The sequence below is a fragment of the Pandoraea sp. NE5 genome (genome assembly GCF_024363545.1).
GTDB classification, from domain to species: Bacteria; Pseudomonadota; Gammaproteobacteria; order Burkholderiales; family Burkholderiaceae; genus Pandoraea; species Pandoraea cepalis.
The window spans coordinates 344407-359112 of record NZ_AP025517.1 but is presented as its reverse complement, the minus strand read 5'-3'; the positions used below and the strand labels follow the sequence as shown (position 1 = coordinate 359112).

The window sequence follows — 14706 nt, the reverse complement described above, 5'->3', positions numbered from 1 at the left end:
CTATTCAGGAAATCACATGTCGAAACTGACGAAGCTCGCGGCGGCGATGCCGTTTGCACACTTTCTTGGGCTGCCAGCCACGGCCGCCGCTCGCGCTGAAGAGAGCGACGATCGCAAACAGCGTGAGGACGAGTCCGATGATGATTACGCCAAGCGCATGGAAGAGCAGGACAAAAAGGACGAGGAAGCACGCAAGGCCAAGGAAGAAAAGCGGGATGAGTCTGCCAGGGCGGACGACGATAGCGACGACGCCGACATGGAAGACGGCGACGGGGACGACAAGAAGGACGACAAGGAAGAAGGCCCGCGCGGCGGCCGCGCTAAAGGTGCCCGCCAGCGCGAGCGTATTCGTTGCGCACGCATCATGGCAGCCGGCATCAAGGCTGGTCGCGTGAACCAGGCCGCAGTCTTCGCCTTCGATACGTCGTTGAGCGCCTCGCAGGCGATCTCGGCTCTCGGTGCGAGCGATCTCGACAAGCCGAAGGCGCGCGCTGGCCTCGGCGAACGCATGTCGACGGTAGCTGCACCGGTTGTTGCGCCCCAGGCCGAAGCGCCGGCAGCGTATGACCCGCGCGCCATCGCGCAACGTGCCATCGCTGCCGCCGCGCGTGTCCGCGGCGAGTCCGCTTAACCACTCTCCGATAAGGAGCCAACACCATGACGCTGAACGTCAGCACCATCGGGGAGAATCCCCAACAGCCGAGCATCACCGCTCAAGCCTTCATTCCGGATCAACTGATCGCCGGCCCGCTGCAGGTCGTCACCGACTCGGTTACGATCACGGGTGGCCCGTTCGTGCGCGGCACGGTTCTCGGCAAGATCACCGCATCGGGCAAGTACACGATTGCGCTGTCCGCTTCGGCGGACGGCAGCCAAAACCCGTGCGCTGTGCTGGCAGACTATGCCGACGGAAGTGCGGCGGACGTCATCTCCGGCATCTACCTGCAGGCCGAAGTGAATGGAGACGCATTGACGCTGGGCACCGGCATTACGCTCGCTGCGGCTAAGGCGGCACTGCTGATCAACTCCAACATCTACGTCAAAACCTCGGTCTCCGCTGCGGACCCGAGCTAACCCCAATCCCCACACCACGAGAAACCCGCTTCGGCGGGTTTTGTCATTTTGGGGCTCTCAAAAGCATCCGCACGGAGTTAAAACATGGCCGGAAATTTGATTTTCGACACCAACGTACTTATTCAGATGGTTCCCAATCTGAAGAAGTCGCAGAAGTTCCTGCTCGACAAGCTTTTCCCGAACGTCGTCACGTCGGACACCGAATTCGTGTCGATCGACGTGGACGTTGGCAAGCGTCGCATGTCGCCGTTCGTTTCGCCGCTGGTTGAAGGCAAGCTCGTCGAGCAGCGCCGTTACCAGACGAACGAATTCAAGCCGGCGTATATCAAGGACAAGCGCGCCCCGGATCTGCGCAAGCCGGTTCGTCGCATGATCGGCGAGCGCATCGGCGGCGACATGTCGGCGGGCGAGCGCGAGATGGCTAACCTGACGTTCGAGATGGAAGACCAGATCGATATGCTCGATCGCCGTCTCGAATGGATGGCCGCCCAGGCGCTGGCAACCGGCTCCGTCACGATCTCTGGTGACGGCTTCCCGACAGTGGTGGTCGATTTTGGTCGCGATGCGTCGCTGACGACCGCTCTTACGGGTTCGGCAAAGTGGACGCCGGCCAACGTGTCAGGCGGTACAGCGACGCCGTCGACGAATCTCGAGCAGTGGGGCCATCTCATGCTCAAAAAATCAGGTGGAGTTGCCACCGACCTGATTTTCACGACGAGTGCCTGGACCAGCTTCATTGCCGATCCGGTCGTCAAGGCCGCCATCTGGTATCCGGGCAACGGCGGCCAAAGCAACAACATCAACGTTGGCGCACAGATTCAGCGCGGCGCACAGTATAAAGGCCACTGGGGCCAGTACGAACTGTGGGTCTACAACGACTGGTATGTCGACGACAACAACGTCGAGCAGCCGATGCTGGTGGATGGCACGGTGATCATGTCGGGCCCCGATCTGATGGGCACGCGGGCGTTTGGCACGGTATTGGACCCGGCGTTCAACTATCAGGCGCTCCCGTACGCACCGAAGACCTGGGTGTCGGAAGATCCGGCCCAGCGCTTCCTGATGATGCAGTCGTCGCCGATCGTGATCCCGAGCCGCGTCAACGCGTGCTTCGCCGCGACGGTCTGTGATCCGGTGGTGAGCTAATGGCCGCGCCCGAAAAGGGCGGTTCGCGTGCGACCGTAGCGCGAGGCCGCACGATCACCATCGACGGAAAGCAGGTCGGCCCCGGCGAAGAGGTCTCTTTGCCGCCAGCCGAAATCGCTCAACTACGGAAGGCGGGGTTTCTGACAACGCCCGGTGAAACTGAATTGCCGCGCGGTGACGGTCCCGTCTTTTCGCCGTCAGAAGGTCCGACTGTCAAGGTGGCGTAAGAAATGGACTGGGACGACGTCGTCGACGCGAAGATTCTCGGGCCTGTCCAGAAGGTATTCGGCACGGCGATCACGTATCAGCCAGCGGTTGGCACACCTTTCCAGATCACCGGCATCTACGACAAGGCGTTTTTCGGCGTCGATCCGACGTCTGGGGAACCGGTTGTCACGAATCAGCCGACGATCGGCGTGCAGCTTTCGCAGTTCTTCGGCCAGGCGCCGCCCCTTCAAGGCGATCAGCTTCTGATCAACAAGACGGGCGAGCAGTGGGAAGTTCGGGAGGTACATCCAGACGGCCACGGCGCAGCCCGGCTAATGCTCAACGTACTAGGCCAAACCGATGTCTGATCAGACTGCACGCGCGGAATTCCGCGCTGCGCTGCTGTCCGTTCTCGGCATGCTGCAGGGCGTCAAGCTGCAATCGCCGGGTGACTGGAATTTGCCGGCGGCGAAGCTGCCTTCCATCAAGGTGAGGTATGGCGGTGAAGAAAAGCAGTCGCTCGGTAATAGCGGCCAGACTGCCTTCTCCACGACAAGCATCTTCGAGATCCGCGTTGAAGTATCGGCAGTGTCTGGTCCGGCGGCGCTTCTCGCACTCGAAGGTCTGCAGGCTGACATTGAGGCAGCGATCTTCAAGAGCGTGCCGCTGCGCAAACTCGCAGAGGACTTCCCGTTTGTGCGGATTCAAACGGACGTGAGCGCCGAAGGCGAGACACACATAGGCGGAATGCTCGTTTCGCTTGGCGTGCAGATGTACGAGACGTTCTATCCGGACGTCACTGCACAACTCACTGAAATCGACCTGACTGCAGATCTGATCAACGTCTTCGATCCGACGGAGACCTACCCAAATCCTCCTTTCCCTGACGCAGTTACGCCGGCGCCCCGCACCGAAGGCCCCGATGGACGGGCTGAAGGCTTCGTCAAAGCAACTTTCTCTTAAGAGGTGACGAATGATCGTCAAACCTGCACCGGGCCTCAAAGTGCGGCATCCGGTAACGAAACAGTTTCTGCCGCCCGAAGGCATCGAAGTGCCGGATGGCGATATTTTCTGGACGCGTGTAGCGAACGACGGTGACGTCGTTATCGAGGCGCCCGCAACCGCAACGAAGAAGGTCGGGGGTAACGCGTAATGACCGTACCGTTCAAACAGATCCCGCAGAACCTGCGCACCCCACTGTTCTTCGCTGAGATCGATAACTCTCATGCCAATTCGGCGGTTGCGAATCAGCGCGCGCTACTGATCGGACCGATGACGTCCGGCGCGGCTACTCCGGATGTGCCGCTGCTCTCCGCTGGCACGGGTGATGCAAACACGCAGTTCGGTGCGAATTCTGTGCTCGCGCTGATGGTGGGGGCATATCGAAAGAACGATACGTTCGGTGAGTTGTGGACGCTCCCGTTGGCTGATGCCGCTGGCGCCACGGCCGCAAGCGGCTCGATCGGCGTTACGGGCGCGCCGACGGCGAATGGAACGGTGGCGCTGTATATTGCCGGGCAGTTGGTTTCCGTTGCTGTCGCGGCGGGTCAGACGACGGCACAGGTTGCGACCACCATCGCTGGAGCGATCAATGCAATTCCTGGCATGCCGGTGACCGCGGCAGTCACGACAAGCACGGTCAATCTGACGGCGGATAACAAGGGCCTAATTGGCAACGATATCGACATTCGTTTCAACTACCAGGGCGCGGCGAACGGCGAAGTTTTCCCGACGGGGTTTGCTGCGACGATCATGGCGATGACCGGGGGCGCGACAAACCCGACGCTGACGACGGCGTTGGGCAATCTGCTCGATATGCCGTTCGACTTCATCGCGTGCGCGTTCACAGACACGACGTCGATGGACGCGATGAAGGAGTTCCTGAACGATTCGACGGGGCGCTGGAGCTGGCAGCAGCAGGTGTTCGGGCACACGTTCTATGCGTATCGCGCGACGTGGGCAAATCAGACGACGTTTGGTACCGCCCGGAACAATCCACACGAAACGGTGATGGGGTTCTACGATTCGCCGACGCCTCCCTGGCAGTGGGCGGCGTCAATCGCAGCACAGGACGCTGTGAGCGTGCGTGCGGATCCGGGCATCCCCATGCAGACCGTTGCGTTGGCCGGAGTGCTGGCCCCTCCGCTGCAATCGCGCTTCAACCTGAGCCAGCGAAATACGCTGCTTTATGACGGGATCTCGACATTCACGGTTGCCGATGATGGCACGGTCGCGATCGAAAACCTGATCACGACCTACCAGACGAACGCGTCCGGCCAGCCGGACAACAGCTATCTGGAAATCGAGACGATGTTCTTGCTGACGTACGTGCTGCGCCGGCTGCGCACGATGGTGACGACGAAGTATGCGCGCGTGAAGTTGGCAGCAGACGGTACGCGCTTCGCGCCTGGCTCGGGCATCGTGACTCCGAAGATCATCAAGGCGGACCAGATCGCGGAATACCGCGCGATGGAATACGAAGGCTATGTGCAGGGGAGTGACGTCTTCGCGCAGTCGATCATCGTCGAGCAGAACGCGTCGAATCCGAACCGCGTGGACGTGCTGTGGCCCGGTACCCTGATTAACCAGTTGCGCATCTTCGCGCTGCTGGCGCAGTTCCGGCTTTCGACCACGCAGTCCTGATTCGTCCGTCAACGTATGGCGCCTCCCTGATGGGCGGCGTTGTCATTTCATGGAGCCATAAATGGCGAACAACACAGGCCTCATCGCCGGCGTCGCGTATCTGACGGTGGATGGGGTGAATTACCAGATCGAAGGCGAGCTGAAGTATGACGTTGGCAGCGTGACGCGCGAGTCGAAGGCGGGGCAGGACGCGGTGCATGGTTTCAGCGAAATGCCGAAAGCGCCGTACATCAGTGCCTCCATCCGCGATTCGGGTGGCCTGAGCCTCGCTGCGTTCAATGCGATGCGCAACGTGACGCTCGTCCTCGAGCTGGCTAACGGAAAGACGGTGATCGGCCGCAACATGTGGACGGTCGAGGCGCAGGAAGTGGACACGGCCGAAGCCAAGTTCACCTGTCGCTGGGAAGGCCTCCAGAACGCAGTCACGGAGCAATAAGGGATGACCGATACGAAAACGATTGTCCTGCGCAAGCCGCTGAAGCATGGCAAGGGTGACGCGGAGACGACCGTCAGTCAGATCACACTTCGCGGGCCGACGGCGGGCGACTACGAGAGTGCGGAGCAGGCGGCCGGCTTCTACGGCACGTCGATCGCCCTAATTGCGCTGCTCAGCGCCGTGCCGATCGACGTCATCGACCAGATGTATGGCAGTCAGATCGACGAGGCCGAGGATTTCATCGCCTCATTCGGTCACGACGCGGTGCGGAACCCGGCTCGGAGCCCCGACGAGATCGTCATTCAGCTGACAAAGCCGGTGCAGATCACTCGCGACGACAGCGCGCTGAACATCGCATCTTTGACGCTGTGCGAGCCGACGAATCAGCAGAAGCGGAAAGCGGAAGCCGCGGGCGGTCCATTCGCACGCATGGTCGCGCTCATAAGCCTCATCGGCAAGGTTCCGAAAAGCTCGGTGCGCGCGCTGTCCGCACGGGACTTCCTCGAGGCGGTGGCGTACTTCAACGGTTTTCAGGTTCGGCGATCATCGGACTCGGACGACTGATCGCCGAGCAGATCTCGATTCCGGAGTGGTGGGACGATCGTCTCACCGAACTGACGCACATGATGCGTTTCGATCCTGACCGGGTCGAGCAGATGACAGAAACCGAGACCCTGCACTGGCTCGCGAGAGCGCGGCGCCTGGGCAAACGCATTGGAGTTGGCGCATGAACATCGGTGGCGGCGCAGGCGCCGTGCTCAGCACCGCCTCGGGCATTTCCAATCTGGCGAGTTCGCTCGCAGCTCGGCTGGGAGGCTCTGCGCAGTCGTACTTTGAGCAGTTGCGCCCGGCGTCGTATCGCGGCGTGCCGTTCGTGTCTCTCGGCAGCGAGGCGGCGTTCGGTCGCCGCAACCAGATGCACCAGTATCCGATGCGGGATACGCCATGGATCGAGGATCTCGGTCGCGGCGCTCGGCGCATCCGTATGTATGGCTTCGTCGTCGGCGACGACGTCATCGCACAGCGCGACGTCATGATTGCGGCCACCGAGACCGCAGGCGACGGTGAGCTGATTCATCCGACACTTGGCCGGCTCACAGTCAACCTTGACGGGTTTCGCAGTATCGAGCATTGGGAAAAGGGCCGGTACTTCGAGCTTCACTTCGAATTCATCGAGGCAGGGCAGCGCACCTACCCGACAGCAGAGACCGCGACAACGCAGTCTGTGCTGAACGCGGTGACAGGGCTTAATGTTGCGGCGGCGATCAATTTCGCAAAGACGGCCATGACCGCGATTGCATATGGCGCTGCGGTGCTGGGCACGGTCGTCAATACGGCGCTCAGCTGGTACTCGTACGCCAAAAACATCGTCGGCGATGCGCGGAACCTGTTTCAGTTGCTGTTTAACCTGCCGGGCGAATTCGGTCGCTTCGCGGGCAGTGCCACGGTGCCGACGTTCAGCAAGTATCCGAGTTCCTCGGTCCAGTCGACGTCGACTCAGGCGATGATCGAGGCCGCCACCTCGGCGCGCGCGAACGTCGGCGCGGCGGCCGATGCAATGGCGACTGCTGCAGCAGCTTTCGACGCATCCTCGGTGGGTGCCTTCACGGCATCGGTTCAGGGCGTAACCGCAGCAGTTCTGGCGGCGACAAACGATCCTAGCGATTCGATCCGGCTGTTGTCGACGCTCTCGACGTTTATTCCGGATGCCGGCACGACCACGTCCGTCATTGGTGCGGCGATGGGCGACATGCAATCGGCGTGCAGCGATCTGTTTCGGCGCGCTTCGATCGGCGCGGTCGCGCAGGCGTCATCGACGTATCAGCCGAAGTCGAGCGACGACGCTATGCGAGTGCGCGATCTGGTCACCGACTTGGTCGACGCTGAGATGATGGTTGCCGGCGACAAAGGGGAGGACGAGACCTACGAGGCCTTGTCGGCCCTGCGTGCGGCGGTAGTGGCCGACCTGAACAAGCGCGGTGCGGGTCTCTCGTCTATCAAGACTTTCGACCTTCCGTCGATGCTGCCGTCGCTCGCGCTCGCGACACGGTTGTATCGCGACCCGACGCGGGCCGACGAACTCGTTGCGCAGGCGAATCCCGTACACCCCGCATTCATGCCAACGACTTTCAAGGCGCTGGCAAAATGATTTCCGAGCGGCCCCATGGCAAGCAAAATCTCGATTGCAATCACCGCTAAGAATCAGGCATCCGGCCCGATCGGGAAGGTGACCAACAGCCTGTCCAAGCTGCAGGCGCAGGCGAATAAGGGGAAACTGAACAGTCTCGGCAGTTCGATCGCTGCCGGCTTCAATTCCAACAGCGGCGCAATCTCCGAAATTGCAAGTTTCGTCGGCAAAGCGGGCATCATCGGCGGCATCACGGCGCTGACTGTGAAGATCGCGCAGATGGAGTCGCAGTGGGCATCATCGGTGCGCTCGATGAGCAATCTGGCCGTGCGCAGCGGCCTCTCTACATCAACTGCGTACGGCGTGCAATATGCGGGGCGCCTTGCCGGGCTGTCGCCGGAGCAGGCAAACGCCGGCGTTGAGCAGGTGCGCCAGACGTACAGCGACGCACTAAACAATCGGAATCCGGAGGCGCTCAAGCGGTTTCAGGCCGCTGGCATCTCTACTGATCCGACCCGGCTGGAATCCATCGAGTCAGTGCTCGCGAAGTTGGCCGCATATGCAGAAACGCTGCGCGGGCAGGGGAAATACGGCGGCGCGCAGAATTTCCTGAATGCCGCCGGCGCGGGATCGCTGGTCGATTTCTTGAGCCGAGGTCCGGCGCAGGTGTCAGCGGATCTCGCGACGGCCAAGGAATACATCCCCGATGAGCAGGATATCCAGCGCGCGCGCGAGTATGCGGATGCATCTGCCAGGCTTGGCATCACGTATGACCGTTTAAAGACGACTGTGCTGAGCGGCGTTGAACCGGCACTCAACTCATTGTTGCAAGGTATCCAGTTCTTCTTCGACGCCACAAGCGGCCGCAACCGGCCTGCACCACAACCGAGCGGTGCCAATAGCACTGAGCAGCGTATCTGGGATGGCTTTGAGCGCTTCGGTAATTCGCTGCGCGGGCGCGGCGCTGTGACTATGGCGCAGTTGAATGAGAAGACGGCTGTTGGTAATGGCGCACAGCTCGAGCAGGCACGGTCCGATGTCCAGTGGTATATGAATCATGGTCTTTCGCGCGAGCAAGCGATTGGCATGGTCGCAAATTCGAGCCGGGAAAGCGGGCTAGACGATCGCGCGGTAGGCGACAACGGGAAAGCGGTAGGGCTATACCAGTGGCATCCGGATCGCCAGGCGATCTATGAGCGCACATTCAAAACGCCGCTTGCGTCCGCAAGTCATGAGGAACAGCTTGGCTACTCGTTGTGGGAGCTTCGGAACAACGAGAGAGCTGCTGGCGATGCCCTAATGGCATCGACGACAGCGCCCGAAGCGGCAGCGAAGGTCTCGTCACTGTACGAGCGGCCCAAGGATCCGAACGAGGCAAACGTTCGGGCAGGAATCGCTCGCCAGCTTGATGCGCAGCTAGGCCAGGGAACTGGCGAGCCCGGAAAGGTCACGGTCGAGATCGTCCACAAGAATGCGCCGCCGGGCACGAGCACCAACGTCACGTCGTCGCCGAACGTCGACACGCAACTGAAAACGGATCGCCAACAGGCACCTCTCGGCGATCAATACGCCTATTCACCAGGTAGCTTCTGATGCCGAACGCAGATCGAGTCGTCGACGCTCTGGGGGGAAAGCCCGGCGTCGATGAAGTGCGCGTACTGCTGACAAAGGATGGATTGCTGCTGACGGGATGGAAGGCGGTGAGGGTTACGCGCTCTATTGAGGTTGCGACGTCGGCATTCGTGCTGACATGCTCGTCTGACGCGAACACCCTTAAGCTGCTCGCGCGCGAGGGCGCGCCTATCAAGGTTTCGATCGGCGATGACCTCGTGTTGTCCGGATACGTGGAGACCGTCGAGACGATCATCACCCCGTATAGCCATGACATCACCATCTCGGGCCGCGGCAAGCTCGCGGACCTGGTCGATTGCTCATGTCGTCTGGACCGCGTCAACGCGAATACAGGGCTGCAGAAGCTGTGCACCATGATCGCGACGCCATATTCGATTGACGTTTTCGTGCCGCCGAATGGTACGCAGGCAGTTCTCGATGCGTTGCCGGCGCTGCCGCGCCAGATCGTCAGCATCACCGAGACGGCGTGGGAAGTGATCGAGCGCTACGCGCGCTACTGCGGGTTGCTGGTATTCGAGAGCGAAGAGGGAGAGCTCACGATCTCGCAGGCAGGCACCGAGCTTGCGGCTTCGGGCATTGCCCTCGGCAACAACATCGAGGCGCTTGTCTGCACGAAAAGCGTCCTGGGAACATTCAGTACTTACAACGCTGTGCTGAGCGCATACAGCGCCGGCGCGGACGATGAAAGCATCCCGAACCTGCCGGTGGTGACGGTGGTGGCGACGGGCCCGGCGGCTAATCCCGCGCGGCTGAGACCGACGTACTTTGTATCGGAGCAGAGCGCAACAGATCGGCGGTTTATCGAGAAGCGTGTCAACTGGATGGCGTCGCGGGCTTATGGACGCGCACGGCGCGTGCGCGCGCTCGTGGATAACTGGCGCGATGCAAGCGGGTCTCCATGGATTCCAAACGTCAATTATCCGGTGTCCGCGCCGGCGGCTGGCATCCCTGATAACACCATTCTTCTGCTCGCCGAGGTGACGTTCATCCTCGATAAGAACGGCACGCATGCCGAGCTGGTTTTTGGTCCGCGTCAGGGTTTCCTGCCAGAGCCGATCGCGCTGGACATTTTGCCGATGGATGAATCAACGCAAACACCAGTGGAGCAATAGTGCTGCAAGAACTTAACCGGCTTGGGCGCCGCATTCTCCTGCTGATGGCGCGCGGCGCGATCGCGCTGGTCGACGACACGAAGGGCGTACAGACATTGCAGGTTCGGTTGAACGCGCTGGAGCTGATCCCGGACGTGCCGCGCTATGCAGAGTATGGCTTCACGTCGAATCCGCCGGCTGGCACGCAGGCGCTCATCGCCTTCAAGAACGGCGATCGCAACGATGGGTTCGTCATCGCGACGTCGAACGCGAAGTACCGCATGAAGGCGCTCGCAAGCGGCGAAGTTGCGATCAGCGACGATAAGGGGCAGTCGGTCTACCTTTCGTCGACGGGCATCGTAGTAAATGGCGGTGGCAACCCGATCATGCTGACAAATGCCTCAAAGGTGCGTGCCGAGACGCTTCTATTCGAATGCACGGGTGACATTGTCGACAACTGTGATACGACCGGCAGAAGCATGTCTGCGGATCGCATGATCTTCGACGGCCACCATCATCTCGTGAAGAACGTTCAGGCCGGCGGCAGCAACATCTCGTCGGAAGTTCCGACCGAACAGGAGTGATATATGTCCGACATCTCTGTTATTTGGGACGTCGACAACAGCCGCGGCGATTGGCGCTTCGTTGCGCCGGTCCTCGTCACCGGGAACGATCTCCAAACCGCAGTCCTCGTCAGCATCCTCACCGACCGTGCTGCGAATCCGGACGATCCGATTCCCGATGGGACTGGTGATCCGCGCGGCTGGTGGGGCGACATCGGCGAAGACAAACCGATCGGCTCGCGCCTTTGGTTGCTCGACCGATCAAAGCAGACGCAGGAAGTGCTGAACAACGCTCGCGACTACATCAACGAGGCGCTTCAATGGCTGATTGATGACGGCGTCGTCGCTAGCATCGATGTGCAGACGCAGTGGGTGCGCGACACGTTTCTCGGCGCACAGATCACGCTCTATCAACCGACGGGCACGCAGATCGACATGACCTACGCGTGGGCCTGGAACCAGATCTCCTGACATGCCATTTCAAAGAAAGACGCTTTCCACCTTGATCTCTGAGGTGGCGGCCGATATTTCGTCGGCACTTCAGGGTGCGGATACACTTCTGCGTTTTGCCGTGCTGAAGATTGTCGGCAAGATCCAGGCTGGTATGTGCCACCAGCAGTTTGGATACCTTGATTGGATCGCGAAGCAGGCGGTCCCATTCACGGCCGAAGATGAATATCTGCAAGGCTGGGCAGCACTGAAAGATGTCTATCAGAAGGAGGCGTCTCAGGCGCAATTGACTGCCCAATTTCCGGGGACGACAGGAAAGGTGCTGAGCGCAGGCACTCCCGTCGCGCGCGGCGATGGGGTCACATATACCACTTCAACGACTGGCACCGTCGACGGGACGGGAAACGTCTCGGTTACCATCGTGGCCGATGTGGCGGGAGCAGCGGGCAACGCGGATCCGGGCGCCTTGGTTTCGCTAAGCGTAGCGGTCGATGGCATTCAGCAGGGTGGCACGATTACGGCATCGGTCAAATCTGGTGCAGACATCGAAGACAACGATTCTCTGCGGAGCCGGATGCTCGATGCGTATCAGAGCACGCCTCAGGGCGGCGACTCGGACGACTATGTGCTATGGGCGCTCGCCGTCGCGGGTGTGACGCGCGCATGGTGCGCTCCGAATGGATTCGGTGCTGGCACTGTCGTCGTCTACACGATGTGGGACAACGCAGAATCGGCACACAACGGCTTTCCTCAGGGAAGCGACGGCGTCTCGCAGGACGATAAGGGACCGGGCGGAATACCGCGGGACACGGTCGCAGTGGGCGACCAGCTCGTTGTCGCAGACTCGATCGTCACGAAGCAGCCGGTGACGGCACTCGTTTATTCGTGCGCGCCGATCGCCAACAACCTAACAATCACTCTTTCCGGCCTCACATCGGTGACGACGGCGACGCGCGCGGCGATCTCGGCGGCGATCGCGGATGTGCTGTTTCGCAACGGTGATCCACGGGCGGGGACGATCAATCGCGACGACATCTCGGCCGCAATACGGTCTGTTTCGGGTACAAGCGGCTTCCTGATCACTCTGATTCAGGGCGTCGTTGGCGTTACCACCACCACCTATCCGGGGAACATCACGAGCGGGTTCGGGCAGCTTCCCGTCCTTGCAAATGTGCTTTACGTCTGAGGCTCCATGCTCGCACCTAACTTGACTGCGGCCAACTTTCTCAAGGCGCTGCAGGGACTGATGCCGCGCGGAAGGGTCTGGCCGCGCGATGCTGATGCGGTGCAGACCCAGGTGCTTTCGGGGCTTGCGCCGAGCTACGAGCGCGCTACAGCACGTGCGAACTACCTGCTCAAGGATGCATTTCCGGCCACGACCTATGAGCTCCTTCCGGATTGGGAGTCGACGCTAGGTTTGCCAGATCCGTGTGCCGGCGTGGCACCCTCGATTGCGCAGCGGCAAGCCCAGGTGCTGGCGCGCTTCGTGGGAGTCGGTGGTCCCTCGATATCTGGCCTGACGCAATTTGCCGCGAACCTCGGCTACACGGTAACGATCACGCAGTACACGCAAGCTCGCGCCGGGATGCTGAAAGCGAGCGATCCGTGCTGCGGATATGACTGGAATTTTGCCTGGAAGATCACAGCACCATTGAACACAATCGTGCGCGCGGTAGCTGGTGCGATGGCAGCGGGTGACCCACTCGCAGCATGGGGAAAAAGCGTACTCGAATGCGAGTTGCGCGCGGTGATTCCCGCCCACACGATCCCAATTTTTGCATACGCATAAGAGGTCACATGTTCCGTATTGATGACGCAACCGCAGCAACCGCGCTCCCAGCGCCAGAAGCAGCAGGCACGGAAGGGTACTTCACCGAAGGTAATCCGACTGCCGGCACGCCCGCGACGAATGTACGCGGATCGTGGCTGAACATGATTCAGGAAGAGCTGCGCGCTATTGTTGTTGCGGGCGGGTTGACGCCGAGTAAGACGACATACAACCAAGTGCTGTCCGCGATCAAGCGCATCGGTCAGAATACGATCGTGCTGGCGGATACCGGTGCAGCAAATGCCTATACGGCTGTCAATGCAACGCCGCTCGTCGCAGGGACGTGGATCGACGGTGTGGTTCAGGCAGTGAAAATCGCGCATGCGAACACAGGCGCCTCAACGTACGCGCCGGATGGCCTGACCCCGATCCCAATCTATGGGCTCGGCCTGCAGGCTCTGCAGGGTGGTGAACTGGCGGTCGGCGGGACCGCAGTACTCATGCACGCGACGATCCCTGGCGTCAACAGCGGCAATCCGATCTGCGTGCTGATGGAATGCGCAGGAGGAGCACAGCAAATTGCCCCCGCCACTCAGTCTCAACACGCTGTGCAGCTCGCCCAGGTGCAGTCCGTTGCAGGGATCTCTGGTTCGCCGTCGAACCGAAACAAGCTGGTGAACGGATGGGCCTACATTGCGCAGGACACTGCGCGAAGTCTGTCGACGAGCCCGCAGTACGGCCTGGTCGATATGGTGGCGGCCTGGGCATCTGGGGGCTCTGTCAGCGCGGGCACCATTACCCAGGACACAGCGTCTCCGGTAGGGAGAACGGGGTACGCGGTAAAGCTGGCGGGTGTGACGCTGACCGGCTCTGGCCAGGTGTCATGGCGCTATCGCATGGACGCTGCCGAAGCGCTCAAGCTGAAGAACCAGACCAGCCAGTTCCAGATTGCTGTCCAGCATGATGTCGGTAGCGCGATCAACTACACCGTGGTGGTGCGCAAGCCGACGGTGGCTGACAACTACACCGGCACGACCGTCATCTCGACCAGTTCTGCGGTGTCGGTGCCGTCCGGTACGCCGACCAAGCTGGTTCCGTTTGCTTCTGGGGTTGCGCTTGGTGACGTATCGAACGGTATAGAGATCGAAGTCCAGGCTGCTTGCGGTGCCGTCACGACGAAGAACTTCTGGTTCACCGAGTGGCAGATCGAAGAGGGGATGGTAGCGGGCCCCTTCGAGTACCGCCCGATTTCGATAGACATGCCCGCCTGCGAGCGCGTCTTCCAGAAGATCGGTTTCAGCGCGAATACCTACACGCTTGGCCAGCGAGGTAACGCGGCCGCCGCGAACACCCAATACATGAACGCCTTCTACCGAGTCCGGATGCGGGCGGCTCCGGCCGGAAGTGTCGTGGGGACCTGGGTGGTCAGCAACTGCTCGCAGCCCGGCATATCGGCATGTTCCGACAACTCGACGCTGATTCTCACCACAGCAACGGCGGCCGGTGATTTCTACTTCCTGCTCAATTCCGCGAGTACCGGCATTGTGCTGGACTCTCGTCTCTAAGGA

17 protein-coding genes are annotated in these 14706 nt (G+C 60.9%); all 17 read left to right on the top strand.

Annotated features, from left to right (window positions below):
* Positions 1-16 precede the first annotated feature (16 nt).
* The 17 genes from PanNE5_RS01570 to PanNE5_RS01490 all read left to right on the top strand — a co-directional run bounded on the left by PanNE5_RS01570 (position 17) and on the right by PanNE5_RS01490 (position 14703).
* On the top strand, positions 17-631 hold the full coding sequence (locus PanNE5_RS01570; RefSeq protein ID WP_261939077.1) for a hypothetical protein: 615 nt from the start codon (positions 17-19) through the stop codon (positions 629-631).
* 26 nt (positions 632-657) lie between these two features.
* Positions 658-1074: a head decoration protein gene (locus PanNE5_RS01565; protein ID WP_261939076.1), complete on the top strand. Its 417-nt coding sequence runs from the start codon at positions 658-660 to the stop codon at positions 1072-1074.
* Positions 1075-1158: 84 nt separating this feature from the next.
* Positions 1159-2220, top strand: a complete 1062-nt coding sequence (locus PanNE5_RS01560) for a major capsid protein (protein ID WP_261939075.1) — start codon at positions 1159-1161, stop codon at positions 2218-2220.
* 230 nt (positions 2221-2450) lie between these two features.
* Entirely contained in the window at positions 2451-2795 is a 345-nt protein-coding gene (locus PanNE5_RS01555; RefSeq protein ID WP_261939074.1) for a hypothetical protein, read from the top strand.
* Positions 2788-3390 carry a hypothetical protein gene (locus PanNE5_RS01550; RefSeq protein ID WP_261939073.1) on the top strand — a complete coding sequence of 201 codons (603 nt, stop codon included), beginning with the start codon at positions 2788-2790 and terminating at the stop codon, positions 3388-3390. Before PanNE5_RS01555 ends, PanNE5_RS01550 begins: the two co-directional genes overlap by 8 nt.
* A gap of 10 nt (positions 3391-3400) precedes the next feature.
* Positions 3401-3580 (top strand): DUF2635 domain-containing protein, encoded by a 180-nt coding sequence (locus PanNE5_RS01545; protein WP_261939072.1) that lies wholly within the window; start codon positions 3401-3403, stop codon positions 3578-3580.
* Complete coding sequence (locus PanNE5_RS01540; RefSeq protein WP_261939071.1) at positions 3580-5070, top strand: phage tail sheath subtilisin-like domain-containing protein; 1491 nt, start codon at positions 3580-3582, stop codon at positions 5068-5070. Before PanNE5_RS01545 ends, PanNE5_RS01540 begins: the two co-directional genes overlap by 1 nt.
* 61 nt (positions 5071-5131) lie before the next feature.
* Positions 5132-5506, top strand: a complete 375-nt coding sequence (locus PanNE5_RS01535) for a phage tail tube protein (protein ID WP_261939070.1) — start codon at positions 5132-5134, stop codon at positions 5504-5506.
* Between the two features lie 3 nt (positions 5507-5509).
* The gene (locus PanNE5_RS01530) at positions 5510-6070 is read left to right on the top strand and encodes a phage tail assembly protein (protein WP_261939069.1); all 561 of its coding nucleotides are present in this window, start codon (positions 5510-5512) and stop codon (positions 6068-6070) included.
* A gap of 163 nt (positions 6071-6233) precedes the next feature.
* On the top strand, positions 6234-7655 hold the full coding sequence (locus tag PanNE5_RS01525; protein ID WP_261939068.1) for a DNA circularization protein: 1422 nt from the start codon (positions 6234-6236) through the stop codon (positions 7653-7655).
* A gap of 15 nt (positions 7656-7670) precedes the next feature.
* Positions 7671-9227, top strand: a complete 1557-nt coding sequence (locus PanNE5_RS01520; RefSeq protein ID WP_261939067.1) for a phage tail tip lysozyme — start codon at positions 7671-7673, stop codon at positions 9225-9227.
* Positions 9227-10378: a phage baseplate assembly protein gene (locus tag PanNE5_RS01515; protein WP_261939066.1), complete on the top strand. Its 1152-nt coding sequence runs from the start codon at positions 9227-9229 to the stop codon at positions 10376-10378. The genes PanNE5_RS01520 and PanNE5_RS01515 overlap by 1 nt, the downstream gene beginning before the upstream one ends.
* Positions 10378-10941 carry a phage baseplate assembly protein V gene (locus PanNE5_RS01510; RefSeq protein ID WP_261939065.1) on the top strand — a complete coding sequence of 188 codons (564 nt, stop codon included), beginning with the start codon at positions 10378-10380 and terminating at the stop codon, positions 10939-10941. The genes PanNE5_RS01515 and PanNE5_RS01510 overlap by 1 nt, the downstream gene beginning before the upstream one ends.
* A gap of 3 nt (positions 10942-10944) precedes the next feature.
* On the top strand, positions 10945-11391 hold the full coding sequence (locus PanNE5_RS01505) for a phage GP46 family protein (protein WP_261939064.1): 447 nt from the start codon (positions 10945-10947) through the stop codon (positions 11389-11391).
* Between the two features lies 1 nt (position 11392).
* Positions 11393-12556, top strand: coding sequence for a baseplate J/gp47 family protein (locus tag PanNE5_RS01500; protein WP_261939063.1), 1164 nt, complete (start codon positions 11393-11395; stop codon positions 12554-12556).
* Between the two features lie 6 nt (positions 12557-12562).
* Positions 12563-13159 carry a YmfQ family protein gene (locus PanNE5_RS01495; protein WP_261939062.1) on the top strand — a complete coding sequence of 199 codons (597 nt, stop codon included), beginning with the start codon at positions 12563-12565 and terminating at the stop codon, positions 13157-13159.
* An 8-nt stretch (positions 13160-13167) separates the two neighbouring features.
* Positions 13168-14703: a hypothetical protein gene (locus PanNE5_RS01490; protein ID WP_261939061.1), complete on the top strand. Its 1536-nt coding sequence runs from the start codon at positions 13168-13170 to the stop codon at positions 14701-14703.
* Positions 14704-14706 lie beyond the last annotated feature (3 nt).